Genomic DNA, 16,409 nt, shown 5'->3' with positions numbered 1-16,409 from the left:
GCCGTCGCCCGCCCGGGAAGGGGTGCTCAGCCTCGCGGCACGCCCGGGCGGCCCTCCAGGCGGCCCAGCAGTTCACCGAGGAGGGCGGCCAGGCCCTCGGGCCCGCCACCGGTGTCCAGCCCCGCCAGGACGGCCCTTTCGTAGGCGAGCTGTTCGGGCAGGATGCCGTCGACGAGGTCGCGTCCGGCGTCCGTGAGGCGGACATGGGCGACGCGGCGGTCGCGTGTGTCGCCCCGGCGGTCCACCAAACCGCGTTCGGTCAGCTGCTTCAGGCGCTTGGTCACGGCGGCACCCGAGGAGAAGGTCTCGCGTGCCAGTTCGCTCGGCGTGAGCTCGTGTCCGGTGCGCCGCAACGCGCCGAGCAGGTCGAACTCCGGCCGGCTCAGTCCCGCCCGGCGCAGCGGGGCGTCCTCGGCCTGCTGGAGCAGCGCGGAGCAGCGGTTGATGCGGCCGATGATCTCCATGGGGCCGGTGTCCAGGTCGGGGTGGACGGCCCGCCACTGGCGGACGACGGCGGCGACGGTGTCGCCGGGGACCGCACCGGAGGGCACCGTCCGCGCGGGTGCCGCGGCCTCCGGCCGGCCGTGTGCTCCGCCGTCGGCCGGCGCTCCCCCGGTGACCGGCTGTCCGCTCGCCGTCATGGTCGTACGTCCTCCCTGGTGTCCCCGGCCGCCGGAGCGTGCGGGCCCCGGCGTCGTACCGTCGCGGCGAGCGTACGGTGTCCCGACTGCTCGGTGAGCACCACCCGCTCCTGCGGCAGGGCGCGCTGCCACCACTCGCCCGCCGCGGCTTCGGCGGTGGCGCGCAGCTCGACCAGTGCCGCGGCCAGTCCACGGCGGGCGGACTCCAGCGCGGCGGGCACGGGAGACTGCTCGGCGAGCAGGCGCGCGGCGCGTTCGCGAGCCCGTTCCACGGCGACCAGGGCCTCCTCCAGGCGGTCGGCGGCGCGCCGGTTGGTGACGGCGACGGCGGCGACGAGGCCGACCAGGGCGCCGACGAGGGTGTCGAGCACCCGCTCGGTGATCAGTTCGCCCGGCTCGTGCAGCCCGGCGAACTCGGTGATGAGCAGCGCCATCGGGGTCACGCAGATGGTGCCGAGCCAGTAGTTGCGGCCGATCAGCGCCTCGGCGCCGAAGTTGCAGGCGAGGCAGATGAGCACGAGCGCGACGGCGCTGGCGTGGGCGAGCGGGGCGATCGCGGCGAACACGAGGACGCCGACGAGGTTGCCGACGACGCGCTGGACGGCCCGGCTCCACGTGAGGGTGAGGTTGGCCTGGTAGAGGGAGGCGGCGGTGACCAGGGCCCAGTACGGGCGGCCGACGCCGAGGGCGAGCGAGACGTACCCGGCGAGCGCGCAGCCGATCGCGGTGCGGCCGGCGATCGGGGCGAGCGGGCCGAGCCGGCGCCACCACGGCCGGTGCGGGGCGTCGACCTCGGCGTCCACACCGAGGAGCTCGTCGGCGGCCTCCCGCGACTCGCCGGCAGAGGGAACGGGGCCGGACCCGCGCAGGTCGCGAGCCCAGGCCCGCAGACGCTCGGGGTCGGTGTCGGCGGGTGCGGCGAGCGCGACCTCCGCGCGGACGACGAGCCGCTCCAGGGCGCGCCGGTGCGCGGAGCGGGCGCCGGTGGACAGCAGCGTCTGCCAGGCGGTCTGCACGGCGGCGGCCGCGCCGGCGCGGGCCCGGGCGTCGCCGCCGGCGGCGCCGTACGTGGCGGCGTACGCGGCGGCGGCGTTGAGCGCCTGGGCGGTGGCGCGGCGCTCCGGGCCGTGGGGCCGCAGCAGCGCGGGTGCCATGCCGACCAGCCACGCCCAGCCCCCGGCCGCCACCGCGAGCGCCATGTGGCCGGGGACCTGGCCCAGGGTCTGCGGGACGAACAGGGCAGCGGTGGCGACGAAGGCGAGGATGACGTTGCCGGGCGGGCCGATGCGGGTGGCGTCGCACATCACCTTCTGCGCGGCGGCCATCAGCGCGCCGACGGCGACCAGGACGACCGGGTCGCTGGTCAGGGACGCGGCGACCAGGGCCACCGCGAGGCCGGCGAGCATGCCGAGCACCACCCAGGCCAGCACGCGGGCGCGGGCCGCGTAGGGGCGGTTGTGGGCGTACAGGGCGCACAGCGAGCCGGCCATCGTGTACATGGCCAGGTCGAGGCGGCCGAGCGCGAGCAGCGTGAGGTTCGGCGGGGCCACCGAGGCGACGACGCTGAGGGCCGGCTTGAACCAGATCTCCGGCGGACGGCCGAGGCGCAGCACGCCGGTGAGCGGCAGACGGCGGACGCGGCGGGCTCGCCGGGTGGGGGTGGGGGACTCACTGCTCATACCCACAAGCTTAACAGGTGTTTTACTGGTGAAATATATATCGCCCTGCCGTCCGGGCCGCGGTGCTCCGCCGAGTGCTCCCCGTGTACGCCTGTGCGCTCGCGTGCGCGCCGCGTGCCGTGGGCATCTCTTGGACCGACCACCGGGCAGCGGCCGCGATCGCCGGGCCGCGGCCGCGGGACCGCCGAGCGGGGAGGTGGGCGTGCACGGACCGGCTTCGCCCGGCTGGCTGCTGGTCGCGTTGTGCGCGGCGACCGGCGCCTACTGTCTGCTGCGGATGCGCAGCACCGTGGAGGAACAGCGCCGCGCCGCGGGCGGCGAGGCGCTGATGGGCTTCGGCATGGCCGCCATGGCCATGCCCCCGGCGGTGTTCAGCCCGCCCGCCTGGGTGTGGCCGTGGTGTGCGGCGGTCTTCGGGGCGGCCGGCGTGCACGCCCTGTGGGCGGCGCGGCGCAGTCCGCACCACCTGCATCATCTGGTGGGGGTGTCGGCCATGGTGTACATGGCGGTCGTGATGGCGGCCGCACCGGCGCACGGCCACGGCCATGGCGGCGCGGAGGTGCCCCTGTTCACCGGAGCCCTGCTGCTGTACTTCGCCGTCTACGTGCTGCTCTCCGGAGTCCGGCTGGTGCCCGCGGCAACGGCGGCGGAAGCGGCCGGTGCGGCGGGAGCGGGCGCGGCGGGGTGGGGGGACCGCCCCGAACTGGCGCGGGCGTGCCGGCTGTCGATGGGGATCGGCATGGTGGCCATGCTGCTGACCATGTGAGGGGGCCGGCGCGAGCCCTGCGGCCGTGGTCCGCGTGACCTCGCCGTTCGTACCGGGCTGCCTCCGTGAGCCGGGGTCGCGCCGGGCTGCGCCTCCGGCCGGCCGAGCTCGCGGACGGCGCCCCGCCGCCCGGGCCCGCCGCGGCTGTGGCCCAGGGCCGGACGAACCGGCCCCGGAAGTTGGCCTTCGGGCCCTCGGGTCGGCAAGGATCGCATCATGCATCCCCCGTCCGTCGCCTCGCCGCCCCGCCCGCCGGTCCACCGTGTCCGGGTGCGCGCCCCCCTGGTGCTGGGAGTGTGCTCTGCGCTGCTGGTCACGCTGGTCGCCCTGCGCTGGCATCCCCTGATGGCCTTCGACGGCGGCGTCTCCCGCACCACCCACCGGTGGGCGGTCACCGAGGGCGGAGTCACCCAGGTCTTCCGCATCCTGACGGACTGGGTGTGGGACCCGCTGACCATGCGCCTGCTGTGCGCGGCAGTGGCCGTGTGGCTGGTGTGGCGCCGGTCGGCGTGGCGGACGGCCCTGTGGCTGGTGGCCGCGACCGTACTGGCCACGCTGCTGCAACAAGGGCTGAAAGCGGCCGTCGACCGCCCCCGGCCCGTCTTCACCGACCCCGTCGACTCCGCCCACTACGCGGCCTTCCCCTCGGGTCATGCCATGACCGCCACCGTGGTGTGCGGCCTGCTGCTGTGGCTGCTGCACCGCCACGGCCCGGCCCGCGCCCTGTGGCGCGCCGCCCTGGCCGTGGGCGTGCTGTCCGTCGTCGGTGTCGGCCTGACCCGGATCTGGCTGGGCGTGCACTGGCCCTCGGACGTCCTCGGCGGCTGGCTGCTGGGAGCGTGGGCGGTGTGGCTGGCGACGGCCGTGTACGGACGGCGTGGCACGTGTACGGACGGCGTGGCACACGACCGGCAGCCACCGCACGGGGCCGCGCAGGGGTGACCGGAATCAGCGGCCGGGGCCGGGTGCCCTCCGTACGATCGGCCCATGACTGCCGTCCTGTTCGACTTCTCCGGGACCCTGTTCCGCATCGAGTCCACCGAGGCCTGGCTGCGCGCTGTGCTGGACGAGGCGGACCTGACGCTGCCGGAGCCGGAGGTGCGCCGCTGCGCGCGGGCCCTGGAAGAGGCGGGCGCTCTGCCGGGCGGGGCGTACCCGGACCGGGTCCCGGAGCAGCTCGTGGAGGTGTGGAGGATCCGGGACCGCAGCGCGGAACTGCACCGGGCCGCGTACACGGGCCTCTCCCGCCGGGTGCCGCTGCCCGATCCGGGGCTGCACGACGCGCTGTACGACCGGCACATGACGCCGGCCGCGTGGGCGCCGTACCCGGACGCGGCCGAGGTACTGCGGGCACTGCGCGAGCGCGGGATCGGGGTGGGCGTGGTCAGCAACATCGGCTGGGACCTGCGTCCGGTGTTCCGCGCGCACGGCCTCGACGCGTACGTCGGCGCCTACGTCCTGTCGTGCGAGCACGGCGTCCAGAAACCCGACCCGCGACTGTTCGCGGCCGCGTGCGGCGCGCTCGGCGCCGACCCCGGGGACGTGCTGATGGTGGGGGACGACCGGAGCGCCGACGGCGGTGCGGCGGCCCTGGGATGCGCGGTGCACTTCGTGGACCACCTGCCGGTGGCCGAGCGGCCCGACGCGCTGCGGCCGGTGCTGGACCTCGTCGGCCGACCGGGCTGACGGCGCAACGCCGGGGGCGCCCGGGGCGGCCGCGGCGCGTCGTGGTCACTCCAGGTAGCCCTCCACCTGCGACGACGGCCGCGCCTGGGCTTCGTCGGGGTTCTCTCCGTACTGCTCCTTGGCGCGGCGCTGCCGCAGCAGGTCCCAGCACCGGTCGAGTTCGCGCTCCAGTTCCCCCAACTGCCGCTGTTCCGTGGAATCGTCGATCTGTCCGGACGCCAGGGCGGCGCGGAGCCTGCGCTCGTCCTCGACCATTTCCGTGATCCGGGCCAGGATTCGCTGGTCCTGTTCCTTCTGCGCCATTCCGCTACGCCTCCTCGGCTCGGCACCCGAGCCCACTCTAGGGACGCTTCAGGCGCTGTGCGACAGGTGAGAGGGAGGCGGCCCGGGGTGCACCGTGCGAGGGTGCGGGGCCCGCCGCGTGGTGACGCACGGGGCGCCCGTGCCGGAGTCGGCCGCGCCCCGGCGGACAGCCGCGACGAGGGGCGGGTGAAGCGCGCGGCGCCCGTACGGGACCGATCGCCCGTAAAAGTTGCCCCAGGCTACCATCGGCGCGAAAAGCGCCCGCCCCGGACGATCCCCCGCGTCGCCCGAGGCGGGACGGCAAGCCGAGCGGCCCACACAGGGCCGGCCCGGATGCGTTGAGTATAGTTGGCTGGCAGCCAGTCAACGCAGGAGTTACAGGATGTCCCCGCGCAGCGCCTCGGTCAATGAAGAGCTGAGGCGGCGTTCGCGGGAGCGGCTGCTGCAGGCCGCGGTGGAGCTGGTGGGCGAGCGCGGGTACGAGGCGACGACGCTCGGCGACATCGCCGACCGGGCGGGGTCGGCGCGCGGACTGGTGTCGTACTACTTCCCCGGCAAGCGGCAGCTGGTCCAGTCCGCGGTGCACCGGCTGATGCACCGGACGCTGGAGGAGGCGCTGGAGGGCGAGCCGCGCACCGAGGACGGCCGGGAGCGGATGGCGCGGGCCATCGACGCCATCCTGGCCCTGGCCCGGGACCGGCCGGTGCTGATGCGCCAGCACATGGCGGGCATCCTCCAGGCCGAGGGGTTCGTGCAGTGCCCGGAGCAGCAGCGCCTGTCCCACCTGCTGCGGGACACCGTCGCCCGGCACGGCTCGTGCGACGTGGACGCCGACTACCCGATGATGCGCGCCCTGCTGATGGGAGCGGTCTACGCGGCGCTGGTGCCGGGGGCGCCGATGCCGGTGCCGGTGCTGCGCGCGGAGCTGTTCAAGCGCTACCGGCTCGACTGGGAGATGGGGCTCCCGCCGGACGCCGAGGCGCCCGGCCGGAGCTGTGAGGCGGATCTGTCGCGCTTCTTCGCTACCGGTCAGCCCCCGGAGCGCCGACCGAAGTAGTCCGGCTGCGTCCGGACGTTGAGCTCGCCCAGGCGGACCCGCTGGGCCTGGTCCGTGCGCCGGTCGCGGATCTTCAGCACGTCGAAGCCCTTGGCGATGTCGTTCGAGTAGATGTAGCCGTTGTAGTAGTACGCCGACCAGGAGCCGCCGATCGTGAGGACGTCCGTGGCCAGCGGGCCGCGCTCGAAGTAGGCGATCTCCTTCGGGTGTGCCGAGTCGGTGAAGTCCCAGACGGAGACGCCGCCCTGGTACCAGGCCTGGACCATGAGGTCCTGGCCCCTGACGGGGATCAGCGAGCCGTTGTGGGCCACGCAGTTCTCGGTGTCCGCCTGGTGGCGGGGGATCTTGTAGTAGCCGCGGAACACGAGCCTGCGGTGGTCGCCCTTGCCGACGATGTCGTAGATGCCGTCGGCGCCCCGGTTCGGGCCGACCGCCTCGTTGCAGGTGGCGGCTCCGCCGCCGCCCAGCAGGCGTGCGCGGATGGACCGTCCAGGCGACACCCCGGACCTCCCGCGCGGCCGCTCTCCCCCGACGGGCCGCTCGGTGCGATGCTGGAGCCGTCAGCGACCTCCTGAAGTCCCTGGGATAAGGAGTTCCGCCGTGCTGCGTGTCGCCGTCGTCGGCTCGGGGCCGAGCGGGTGCTACACCGCTCAGTGCCTCGTCCAGCAGGACTCCTCGGTACGCGTCGACGTCCTCGACCGCCTGCCCTGCCCCTACGGCCTGGTCCGCTACGGTGTCGCGCCGGACCACGAGAAGATCAAGTCGCTGCAGAACACCCTGCGGGCGGTCCTGGAGCACGAGCGGGTCAGGTTCCTCGGCGGCGTCCAGATCGGAGGCGCCGACGGACTGCCCGCCGCACGGCTGCGGGAGCTGTACCACGCGGTCGTGTACTGCGTTGGCGCGGCGACCGACCGCCACCTGGGGATCCCCGGCGAGAACCTGCCGGGCAGCTGGTCGGCGACCGAGTTCGTCTCCTGGTACAGCGCCCACCCCGACGCCGTCGACGGCGCCTTCCTGCGGGACGCACGGGCGGCCGTGGTCATCGGCGTCGGGAACGTGGCGGTGGACGTGGCCCGCATGCTGGCGCGTGCCGCCGCGGACCTGAGTCCCACCGATCTGCCGCAGGCCGCGCTCGACGCGTTGGCCGCCAGCCGGGTGACCGACATCCAGATGGTGGGCCGGCGCGGCCCGTCGCAGGCCCGCTTCACCACCAAGGAGCTCCGTGAGCTGGGCTCCCTGCCGGACACCGACGTCGTCGTCGATCCCGCGGAGCTGGCGCCGGACCCTGCGTACGCGGACCCCTCCGCGCTGCCCGTCGCCCAGCGCCGCAACGTGGAGGTGCTGCGCGGCTGGGCCGGCATGCCCCCGACCGGCGCCGCCCGGCGGATCCGGCTGCGCTTCCACCTGCGACCGGTGGAGCTGCTCGCCGACGGCCGCGGACGCGTGGGCGCGGTGCGCTTCGAGCGGACGGCGCCCGACGGCCGGGGCGGTGTGTCGGGGACCGGACGGTACGAGGACGTCGAGGCCCAGCTGGTGCTGAGGTCGGTGGGCTACCGGGGGGTGCCCCTGGAGGGGCTGCCGTTCGACGCGGCCCGCGGCACCGTGCCGCACCTCGAGGGCCGGGTCCTGCGCGACGGGGCGGTCTCACCCGGCGAGTACGTGGCGGGCTGGATCAAGCGGGGACCGACCGGCGTCATCGGCACCAACCGCCCGTGCGCCAAGGAGACGGTGACCTCGCTGCTCGCGGACGCCGCCGGCCTGGCCGACAGGCGGCTGCCCGACGACCCGCTCGTCCGGCTGCGCGCCACGGGGATCGAGCCCGTGCCGTGGGCGGGGTGGCAGGCCATCGAGCAGGCCGAGGCGGAGCTCGGCGTGTCGCTCGGACGCGGAACGGTCAAGCTCCCGGACTGGCAGTCGCTGCTCAAGGCGGCCCGGAGGGCACCCTCGCAGGGCTGAGCGGATACAGGTGGGCGGGTCCGGGCGCACTCGCCGATCATGCGGGGTTGCGCTTCGCTCCGGCCCGTGGCGTCCGCCCGGCCGCGATCGACCTCGGCCCGCGTCGGGCCCCCTCCCGGCGCGGGAAGGTTCAGCCGTTCCCCAGGCGGGCGGCCTGCCGGCCGGCAGCCGCGAGGAGGCTGTCGATCAGCCCGGGGAAGAGGTCGTCCAGGTCGTCGCGGCGCAGGCCGTTCATCTTGGCCGTGCCCCGGTAGACCTGGCGGATCACGCCGTTCTCGCGCAGCACCCGGAAGTGGTACGTGCTGGTGGACTTGGTCACCGGCAGGCAGAAGTGCGAACAGGAGAGCTCGTCGCCGTCGGCGGCGAGCTCCCGCACGATCTGCAGCCGCAGCGGGTCGGAGAGCGCGTGCAGCACGCCCTCCAGGCGGATCTCCTCGCGGGCCGGGTGCGGGAGGGCGCGACTGCCGACGGAGGTGGCGGGGGCGGTGCGGGTCACGGCGGCTCCACTTCGGACGAGAGCCTTCATAATACGAGAGTCATCGTAGTTTGACATCTCTCATACTACGAGGACTATCGTACGAGTCGGCCATCGGTCCCGAGACGAATGGAGTCCGCCGTGAGTGCGCTCTTCGAGCCCTACACCCTGCGTGAGCTGACGATCCCCAACCGCGTGTGGATGCCTCCGATGTGCCAGTACTCGGCCGCCCCCGAGGGCCCGTCCGTGGGCGCCCCGAACGACTGGCACTTCGCCCACTACTCGGCGCGGGCGGCGGGCGGCACGGGCCTGATCATCGTCGAGGCCACCGCCGTGTCGCCGGAGGGCCGCATCTCCCCCTACGACCTCGGCATCTGGAACGACACGCAGGTCGAGGCGTTCCGCAGGATCACCCGCTTCATGAAGAGCCAGGACACGGTCCCCGGCGTCCAGCTCGCCCACAGCGGCCGCAAGGCCTCGACCGAGCGCACGTGGAAGGGCGGCGGGCCGGTCGGGCCGGACGCGTACGGCTGGCAGCCGGTGGCGCCGAGCCCGGTCGCCTTCGACGAGCGCCACCCCGTGCCGGACGAGCTGACGGTCGAGCAGATCCAGCAGGTCGTCGCCCGGTTCGCGGACGCGGCGCGGCGTGCCCTGGCCGCCGGTTTCGAGGTCGCCGAGATCCACGGTGCGCACGGCTACCTCATCAACGAGTTCCTGTCCCCGCACTCCAACCACCGCACCGACGCCTACGGCGGTTCCTACGACAACCGCGTCCGCTTCGCGCTCGAGGTCGTCGACGCGGTACGGGCGGTGTGGCCGCAGGACAAGCCGCTGTTCTTCCGCATCTCGGCCACCGACTGGCTGGAGGACGGCGGCTGGACGGCCGACGACACGGTGCGTTTCGCTTCCGAGCTGCACACGCACGGCGTCGATCTGCTCGACGTCTCCACCGGCGGCAACGCCTCCGGCGTGCGCATCCCCACCGGGCCCGGCTACCAGGTGCCGTTCGCGGCCCGGGTGAAGGCGGAGACGCCGATGCCGGTGGCCGCCGTCGGCCTCATCACCGAGGCCGAGCAGGCCGAGAAGATCATCGCCAACGGCGAGTCGGACGCGGTCCTGCTGGGCCGCGAGCTGCTGCGCAACCCGTCCTGGGCACAGCGCGCCGCACGGGAGCTGAGCGGCCCGGTGCACGTGCCGCACCAGTACCACCGGTCCGTCTGACGGCGACCGCACGGCCTGTGTCCGACCCGCGGCGCGCCGGGTGTGTCCCGCGCCGACGCCACGGGTGCCGGCACGGGCCGTGCGCCGTCGTTCCCCCTGGGACCCGCACCGTCCGGTCCGGAGGGGACCGGCGACGGCTCCTCCCGGCCCCACGCGTCACCGGCTCCCCCGGGCTCCCCGGCTCACGCCTTCCGTCCGGCGGACGTCGTGGGGACGCCCCGCGCCCGTCTCGGCCTCGTCCGGGTCACGTGGCCCGAAGCCCACCGCGCGGCACACTGCCGTCGTACCGGAGCGGCGGCCGGTGCCCGGCCTCCTGGGCGCGCCCGCGCGGTCAGGACCGCCCGGACGACACCAGGCGTGTGACGGTCTCCTCCAGGTGGGGCAGGGCCCGCTGACCGGCCAGGGCGAGGACGATCGACGTGGCGACACCCGTCCAGGCGACGGGGCCCAGCGGGGTGCAGCCCAGCACGCGGCTGACCCCCGGGCTCTGGACCAGGGCCACCAGGGCCACGGCGGAGCCCACGGACGTGACCCGGACCAGTGGGCTGCCGCGGCGGTCGAGCAGGGTCTGGGCGAGCTGGGTGCCCACCACGCTGCACAGGGCCATCGTGCTGGAGCGGCGGGCCGTGCCCGGGGTGAACCGGCCGATCAGCCAGGCCACGACGGCGCCCAGGCAGGTGGTCAGGGCCCGGTGCCGGATCTGCTGGATCAGGGGCGCCCCCAGGACGCCGCCGGCCACGTCCTCGGGTGAGCCCGCCCTCGCCTGCTCCGTGTCCTCCTTCGGCGTCACCGCCACGGCCATGGCCGGGAACAGGTCCGTGAACAGGTTCACCATGAGCATCTGACGGGTGGACAGCGGGGCGGTCCCCGACATCAGCGTGCCGAGGATGCCGAAGCCGACCTCGCCGGCGTTGCCGCCGATCAGGATGGCGACGGCGTCGGCGACGCTGTGCCACAGGGCGCGCCCCTCGGCGATCGCGTCGATCAGCACGGTCAGGTCGTCGGCGGTCAGCACGATGTCGGCGGCGTTGCGCGCGGCCGCCGAACCCCGGGCGCTGATGCCGACGCCGATGTCGGCGGCGCGGATCGCCGCGGCATCGTTGGCGCCGTCGCCCACCATGCCGACCACCCGGCCGGCGTCCCGCAGCGCCTCGACCACTTGGAGTTTCTGCTCGGGCGCGACCCGGGCCACGACACCGGCGTTCCGCAGCATCCGGGCCCTGGCCGACCGGTCCGCGGCAGCCAGTTCGTCCCCGGTGACCACGATCGTGTCCTCGGGCCACCCCAGTTCGGTGGCGATGGCCCGGGCGGTCTGCGGATGGTCGCCGGTGAGCATGACCGGACGTACGCCTTCCTCGTACAGGCCGCCGACCAGAGCCGTGGACGTCTCACGCGGTACGTCCGAGAGGGCCAGCAGTCCGGTGAACTCCAGCCTCCCCAGCGGCTGTTCGATGACGTCGGACGCGTTCTCGCCGCTGCCGAGGCGCCGCTCGGCCACCGCCAGGACCCGCAGCCCGCCGCCGGCCAGCGCGTGCGCCGCGTCCAGGGCGTCGGAGGCGAGGCCCGCGCAGGCGGGCAGGACGGTCTCCGGCGCGCCCTTGATGACGAGGACCTCCGGTCCGTCCCCGACCCGGCCGACGGCGGCGGCGTAGCCACGGGCGGCCTCGAACGACAGCCCCTCCAGCTGTACCCAGTCCGGGTCGGGGCCGGCCGCGTCGAGGACGGCCTCGTCGGTGGCGTGCACCGGACGGTCCGAGGCGCCGTTCAGCCGTGGGCAGGCCCGGGCCGCCGCCCGCAGCGTGTCCGCGGAGCCGGCGTCGCGCACCCCGCGGACCGTTCCGGCGGCGTCGGACACCCGCACCAGGCGCAGCCGGTTCTCGGTCAGGGTGCCGGTCTTGTCGAAGCAGATGGTGTCCATCCGGCCCAGCGCCTCCAGGGTGCGCGGGGTGCGGACGAGGACGCCGCCGCGGCTCAGCCGCCGCGCCGCGGCCAGTTGCGCCACCGTCGCCACCAGCGGCAGGCCCTCGGGAACGGCGGCCACCGCCACGGCCACGCCTCCGCTGACCGCTTCGTGGATGGGGGTGCCGCGCAGCAGCGCCAGACCGGTCACCACGGCTCCGCCCGCCAGCGTCAGCGGCATCGCCTTGCCGGTGAGTTCCTGCAGCCTCGCCTGCACCCCGGCGGCCGGGGGCGTACGGGCCGCGAGGTGCACGGCCCGGGCGGCCTCGGTGCGGTCGCCGGTGTCCACCACGACGGCCCGCGCGTGCCCGGCGACCACGGTCGTGCCCTCGAACACCATGCAACGCCGGTCGGCGACCGGGGCGTGCGGGGTCGGGGCGATCTGCTTCTGCACCGGCAGGGACTCCCCGGTGAGCGCCGACTCGTCCACCTCCAGGCCCTCCTCCCACAGCACGCGGGCGTCGGCGGGGACCACGTCGTCCGCCTGGAGCTCGATGACGTGACCGGGTCGCAGCTTCCCGGCCTCCACGGTCCGGGGGGCGGCCTGCTCCCCCGCCTCGCGCGCCGTCAGCCGCGCCATCTGCTGCTGGCCCGCGACCAGCCCGGACAACGCCCGTTCGGCACGCAGCCGCTGGACGCCGCCGACCAGCGCGTTGAGGTCCAGCGCGCCGACGACGAGCAGGGCGTCCACCACGGAACCGAGGATCGCCGACGCTGCCGAGCCCACCGCCAGGACCGGGGTGAGGGGGTCGTCCAGTTCGCCCCGCACGGCCCGGCCGAGCTGCAGCGTCCACCGCGCCGGCGCCAGGGCGGGCAACCGCAGGGCGGCCGCGGCTGCCTTGCGCGCGCCCCCCGTGGCCCGCTCGGCGAAGGTGTCCTCGGCGGCCGGCAGATGCTCCAGCCGCTCCCGCGCCTGCGCCGCGTCCAGTTCGTGCCAGTGCACCCGCGGATGCGGGTGCGGGGGGCGGGCCAGCAGAGCGGCGACGGCCGCCCGCGTTCCGGACAACAGAGCCGTTGCCGCGGCGGCGTCGACCGGTACGTGCCGCAGGCCCGGCAGCATGGCGCGGCGCCCCCGGCCGGCCCTGGACTCGCCCACGGCCACGAGGAGTCCGGAGAGAGCGGCGCCGGACCGGGCCAGGGTCTGGGCGCGGTGGCCGATCGTGCGGGCGGCCGGCACCGCGACCAGCAGCCGCCACACGTCGGGCAGGCCGTGCAGGGCCAGGATGTCCGCGCCCCACACCACGGCGCCCTCCCGGTCCGTGAGGGCGACGGCGACGTCGCTGGCACGCAGCCCGGCGAGCACTTCCTGGTCCTCGGCGGAGCGCATCCGCGCGACCGTGAGGACGGCCCCCGGCTCGTCCCGCAGCCCGTAGACCACGTCGTCCAGCGGGCGGCGGGCGTCCACCACCTGGTCGGCGAGAGCGGTGAAGTCCTCCAGGGCCGGGTCGTCCACCACCACCACCCGCAGCCCGGCCCGGCGGGCGGCGTCCAGCACCGGCTCGGTCCAGGGGTCCGCCTCCCCGGTCCCGGTGCACAGCGCGCTCGAGTGCAGCACGACCGTGCCGGCCATCTCCAGTTGCCGCAGCCGCTCCGGGGCCCGGACCAGCACACCGGTGCGGGCCAGCCCGGCACCGAACACGGCGTGGAAGGCGGCGGGCCCGTACCGCGCGGCCTTCGGGGAGCCGGCGAGCACCGCCTCGGCCGCCTCGTCCCCGTTGTGCTTGACGAGCAGCGTCGCCGCCGCGCCGAGCAGGCTGCCGATGGAGGCGTGGGCGGCGTACTCCTGAGCCGGGGTAACGCGCAGGGGCGGGCGGGGGGCCTCGTCCGCCGCCACGCTGACGCGATGGGGTCCGCACAGCTCGTCCTCCACCCGGTCGAACGCGGTGGCACGGGCCACGGTCTCGGCCAGCTGGCACAGTCGCAGTGCCCCGTCCAGCACCAGCGCGGTGGGGTTCTGGCCGGCGCCGTGCGCGGCCGCGTTCGCCGAGGCCAGCAGCAGGTCCATACGGCTCTCGCCCAGCCACCCGCGCAGCCTCGCCCGGACCAGGGGGTTCTCGCGCAGCAGCGTCACGACCGCGGTCACCATCCGGGGCGACGGCGGCAGGCGCAGGCTGTTCGCGGCGACGGCGACGGCGATGCCGGCGACGTCGGCGGCGAGCGTGGCGGCGGCGGCGCGCACACCGGCCGGATCGGCCGGATGGACGGTGTGGTCCGGGTCGCCGCCCGCCAGGACCAGTCCCTCGCGTGCGGCGAGCCTGGCGGCGTAGTCCACCACCCGGTCAACAGCCTCCTCCTCGATCACCGCCACGATCAGGCGGCCGAGTCCTTCGTCCCAGCAAGCGAACACGACGTCCGGATGCTGGGCGAGCACGGCGGCGATCCGGCGTGCCAGACGTGCTCTGCCGCCGGCGCGGCGTACCCGCTCCGGGTCGGCCGGCCGCAGCGCCAGGTGCGCCCGGGTGCCGGACCGCCAGTGCCCCTGCCCGCCGGGCATCGCGTGGCGGGCGACCCGTCCCACCCGCACCGCGCTGTCCGCGCACCGGACTCCGGCCCGTGCCGTGCCCGCCACCGCTCCGGCGGCCGCCCCGGCCACCGGAGGGGCCGCCCGCGCGAGCAGTCGGGGGGCGGCCGGCAGGAGCCGGGCGGCGGCCGCCGGCGCCCTGAGCAGCCGGGACACGGAGCGCCCTCAGAGGGTGGTGCGGCCGGGTCGCGCCGTCGGGCCGAGCGGTCCTGTGGACGCCCTGCCCTGCGGCGGCTTGCCCTCCCCCTCCGCGGACGACCGGTGCGTCTGCCCCGTCTCCTTGGCCTCCTGGGTCTCGGCCGGCTCCGCCGTGCCGACGTCACGGCTCGCGCCGGTGGTGTCGTGCGTGGGCGCGCCAGTCGTCATGTCCTGGGCGTCCCGGCCCGTCACGTCGGCGCCCTCCACCGGGATCCGGTGCGGGGCGGCGGTGTCCTCGGCCACCGCCCGCTTCCCGCCGTTCCCGGTCTCTTCGGGCCGGGGCCGGGTGAGCCAGGCCACCGCGGCGCCGGTCAGGGCGACGGGCCACTCGACCACGCCGGTGACGCCCAGCACTCCCGCCCCCGTGTACACGGCAATCCGCCGGCCGCGGGGCGAGATGGCACCGACCTTGTCCAGCGTTCCCTGCGCGGCCCTGCCCACCGGGCCGGCGCCGGGCACCTTCCGCAGCACCGAGGCCGCGCTGTGCAGCGGCGCCGCAAGACCCGACGACGACTTCTGCTCAGCCATGATGTCCCTCGCCTTCGGTGGAATCGCTTTCCCGCCCGCCGGGTGCCCCCGTTCCACACTGGCCACCCGTCCTTCCCAGGGAACGTCACGGGGAGCGCCCCCGCCACCCGGACACGGCCCGCCGCGGCCGCCGCGGCGGGGCGGCGCCGGCCGGGAACAGGTCCCTCACGGCGGCCCCGGCCCGACGGCGTCTCGCGAGCCCGTGGGCGATGAGCCCGGCCCGCGAGGCAGGGCACGGCCGCGCCACCGGACCGGGGCGGTCCGAGGGAACGCCGTCACGGCGAGGCGAGCGGGCGGGACACGAGCGGTGACCGGGGGCCGGTGGGTGCCGGCCGGTCCGGTTCAGCCGCACGCTCAGGACGGCGGCATGGGCATCGCCTCGACGGAGCGCGCCGCCCGGGCCGGACAGCGCGCACCCGGGCTTACCCGGTGGCCGGATGGAACAGCACTGTCCCGGGCGACTCCGTCCGGAAGATCGTGCCCTGCCGGCAGCGCACCGGCAACAACACGGGCGCGGAGCCGGCCAAGAACGGTGCGGGCGCGGACGGCACCAACTGCAAGTACGCGAGGTCCGACGTCACCTACCGCTGACGCCACCCCGAGACGGCGGCCGCACCGACGGGGCCCGACCGGCAGTCGGGCGGTCGCCGTCCCTCATCGTCCGGCGCGCCCCAGGGTCCGCTCCGTCAACCGTTGCCGGTGGTCCGCGTAGAGGGTCCGCAGGGCCGGTCCGGGCCAGTCGGCGGGCAGGAGCTCGACGGGCAGTACGGGGTCGGCCAGCAGGTGCCGGACGACCGCCGCCAGGGCGGTGAAGTGCTCGGCCGGCTGCTCCGCCCGCGCGACATGGGCGAGCAGAGCCCTGGCCGTGCGCTCCCAGGCCTCGAGCGGCCACAGGCGCGCGGCGAGGTCGTGGGCCGGCTCCGCGGGGCGGGCGGTGAACGGCCGAACCACGCCGTCGAGGTCACCGGGCCAGGGCCGGCGCAGATTGGCGGGGCGCAGCCAGACGCCCTCCCGCAGTTCGGCGAGCCGCAGGGCGGTGAGCCGGGCCCGCAGATCGGCGCGCTGGGCCGGACCGCGGCCGGTCACCGTCACGACGGCCATCTCCCACTCGCCGTTCCACGGCAGGGTCCCGGGCTGCACGGCCGCGTCCTGCCGCCGCTGCCGCTCCAGCAGCCGGTCGCTGAGGCGGTAGACGGAGTCGGAGCGCCGCAGGTCCCCCGCCGCCACCATGCGGCTCAGCGCGGCCCGCAGGGCGGAGCCGCCGATGCCGAAGGGCTCGACGGCGCGCACCAGGTCCCTGACCGGCAGCTCGGGCGGGTGTGTGCCCAGCAGCAGGCTCAGGACGACCGACCGCGCGGACAGCGGCCGCAGGCCGACCGCCACGGGCTCCCCGGAATGGTTCATGGTCACGTACTGTAC

Annotated in this window: 14 protein-coding genes and 1 pseudogene; 7 read left to right on the top strand and 8 right to left on the bottom strand. The window is 75.6% G+C overall.

Annotation, left to right across the window (positions count from 1 at the left end; genetic code table 11):
- Window positions 1–26: 26 nt before the first annotated feature.
- Window positions 27–641: a MarR family winged helix-turn-helix transcriptional regulator gene (locus ACWDNY_RS10730; RefSeq protein ID WP_451645382.1), complete on the bottom strand. Its 615-nt coding sequence runs from the start codon at window positions 639–641 to the stop codon at window positions 27–29.
- Window positions 638–2,320, bottom strand: a complete 1,683-nt coding sequence (locus tag ACWDNY_RS10725; protein WP_451645381.1) for an FUSC family protein — start codon at window positions 2,318–2,320, stop codon at window positions 638–640. Before ACWDNY_RS10725 ends, ACWDNY_RS10730 begins: the two co-directional genes overlap by 4 nt.
- Window positions 2,321–2,522: 202 nt before the next feature.
- Here ACWDNY_RS10725 and ACWDNY_RS10720 point away from each other — a divergent pair, with 202 nt between their 5' ends.
- From ACWDNY_RS10720 to ACWDNY_RS10710, 3 genes are all read left to right on the top strand, one after another.
- Entirely contained in the window at window positions 2,523–3,086 is a 564-nt protein-coding gene (locus ACWDNY_RS10720) for a DUF5134 domain-containing protein (protein WP_451645380.1), read from the top strand.
- 216 nt (window positions 3,087–3,302) lie between these two features.
- A complete protein-coding gene (locus tag ACWDNY_RS10715) occupies window positions 3,303–4,028 on the top strand; it encodes a phosphatase PAP2 family protein (RefSeq protein ID WP_451645379.1) in 726 nt (241 codons plus the stop codon).
- A 45-nt stretch (window positions 4,029–4,073) separates the two neighbouring features.
- Window positions 4,074–4,772 carry an HAD family hydrolase gene (locus ACWDNY_RS10710; RefSeq protein ID WP_451645378.1) on the top strand — a complete coding sequence of 233 codons (699 nt, stop codon included), beginning with the start codon at window positions 4,074–4,076 and terminating at the stop codon, window positions 4,770–4,772.
- Window positions 4,773–4,817: 45 nt separating this feature from the next.
- Here the strand turns inward: ACWDNY_RS10710 and ACWDNY_RS10705 are convergent, their stop codons facing one another.
- The gene (locus tag ACWDNY_RS10705) at window positions 4,818–5,075 is read right to left on the bottom strand and encodes a DUF2630 family protein (protein WP_451645377.1); all 258 of its coding nucleotides are present in this window, start codon (window positions 5,073–5,075) and stop codon (window positions 4,818–4,820) included.
- Between the two features lie 382 nt (window positions 5,076–5,457).
- Here ACWDNY_RS10705 and ACWDNY_RS10700 point away from each other — a divergent pair, with 382 nt between their 5' ends.
- A complete protein-coding gene (locus ACWDNY_RS10700; protein ID WP_451645376.1) occupies window positions 5,458–6,132 on the top strand; it encodes a TetR/AcrR family transcriptional regulator in 675 nt (224 codons plus the stop codon).
- Here ACWDNY_RS10700 and ACWDNY_RS10695 read toward each other — a convergent pair.
- Window positions 6,105–6,599: pseudogene (locus ACWDNY_RS10695) on the bottom strand (hypothetical protein); the annotation flags it as partial. The gene ACWDNY_RS10700 and the pseudogene ACWDNY_RS10695 overlap by 28 nt on opposite strands.
- A 133-nt stretch (window positions 6,600–6,732) precedes the next feature.
- Between ACWDNY_RS10695 and ACWDNY_RS10690 the strand changes: the two are divergent.
- A complete protein-coding gene (locus ACWDNY_RS10690) occupies window positions 6,733–8,088 on the top strand; it encodes an FAD-dependent oxidoreductase (protein ID WP_451645375.1) in 1,356 nt (451 codons plus the stop codon).
- Between the two features lie 130 nt (window positions 8,089–8,218).
- Here ACWDNY_RS10690 and ACWDNY_RS10685 read toward each other — a convergent pair whose 3' ends face one another.
- Window positions 8,219–8,614 (bottom strand): ArsR/SmtB family transcription factor, encoded by a 396-nt coding sequence (locus ACWDNY_RS10685; RefSeq protein ID WP_451645374.1) that lies wholly within the window; start codon window positions 8,612–8,614, stop codon window positions 8,219–8,221.
- A gap of 90 nt (window positions 8,615–8,704) precedes the next feature.
- On the opposite strand from ACWDNY_RS10685, the gene ACWDNY_RS10680 reads away from it, so the two are divergent.
- Window positions 8,705–9,784 carry an NADH:flavin oxidoreductase/NADH oxidase gene (locus ACWDNY_RS10680; protein WP_451645373.1) on the top strand — a complete coding sequence of 360 codons (1,080 nt, stop codon included), beginning with the start codon at window positions 8,705–8,707 and terminating at the stop codon, window positions 9,782–9,784.
- Between the two features lie 331 nt (window positions 9,785–10,115).
- On the opposite strand, the gene ACWDNY_RS10675 is transcribed toward ACWDNY_RS10680, so the two are convergent.
- Both ACWDNY_RS10675 and ACWDNY_RS10670 read right to left on the bottom strand, forming a co-directional pair.
- Window positions 10,116–14,420: an HAD-IC family P-type ATPase gene (locus ACWDNY_RS10675; protein ID WP_451645372.1), complete on the bottom strand. Its 4,305-nt coding sequence runs from the start codon at window positions 14,418–14,420 to the stop codon at window positions 10,116–10,118.
- 9 nt (window positions 14,421–14,429) lie between these two features.
- The gene (locus tag ACWDNY_RS10670) at window positions 14,430–14,990 is read right to left on the bottom strand and encodes a hypothetical protein (RefSeq protein WP_451645371.1); all 561 of its coding nucleotides are present in this window, start codon (window positions 14,988–14,990) and stop codon (window positions 14,430–14,432) included.
- A 429-nt stretch (window positions 14,991–15,419) separates the two neighbouring features.
- On the opposite strand from ACWDNY_RS10670, the gene ACWDNY_RS10665 reads away from it, so the two are divergent.
- Window positions 15,420–15,581: a hypothetical protein gene (locus ACWDNY_RS10665; protein ID WP_451645370.1), complete on the top strand. Its 162-nt coding sequence runs from the start codon at window positions 15,420–15,422 to the stop codon at window positions 15,579–15,581.
- Between the two features lie 63 nt (window positions 15,582–15,644).
- Here ACWDNY_RS10665 and ACWDNY_RS10660 read toward each other — a convergent pair whose 3' ends face one another.
- The gene (locus ACWDNY_RS10660) at window positions 15,645–16,394 is read right to left on the bottom strand and encodes a PaaX family transcriptional regulator C-terminal domain-containing protein (RefSeq protein WP_451645369.1); all 750 of its coding nucleotides are present in this window, start codon (window positions 16,392–16,394) and stop codon (window positions 15,645–15,647) included.
- Between the last annotated feature and the right edge of the window lie 15 nt (window positions 16,395–16,409).

This window comes from Streptomyces sp. NPDC003697, assembly GCF_053587115.1.
Note: the sequence above shows the minus strand (reverse complement) of the source record. Positions and strands in the feature narration are given on the sequence as shown.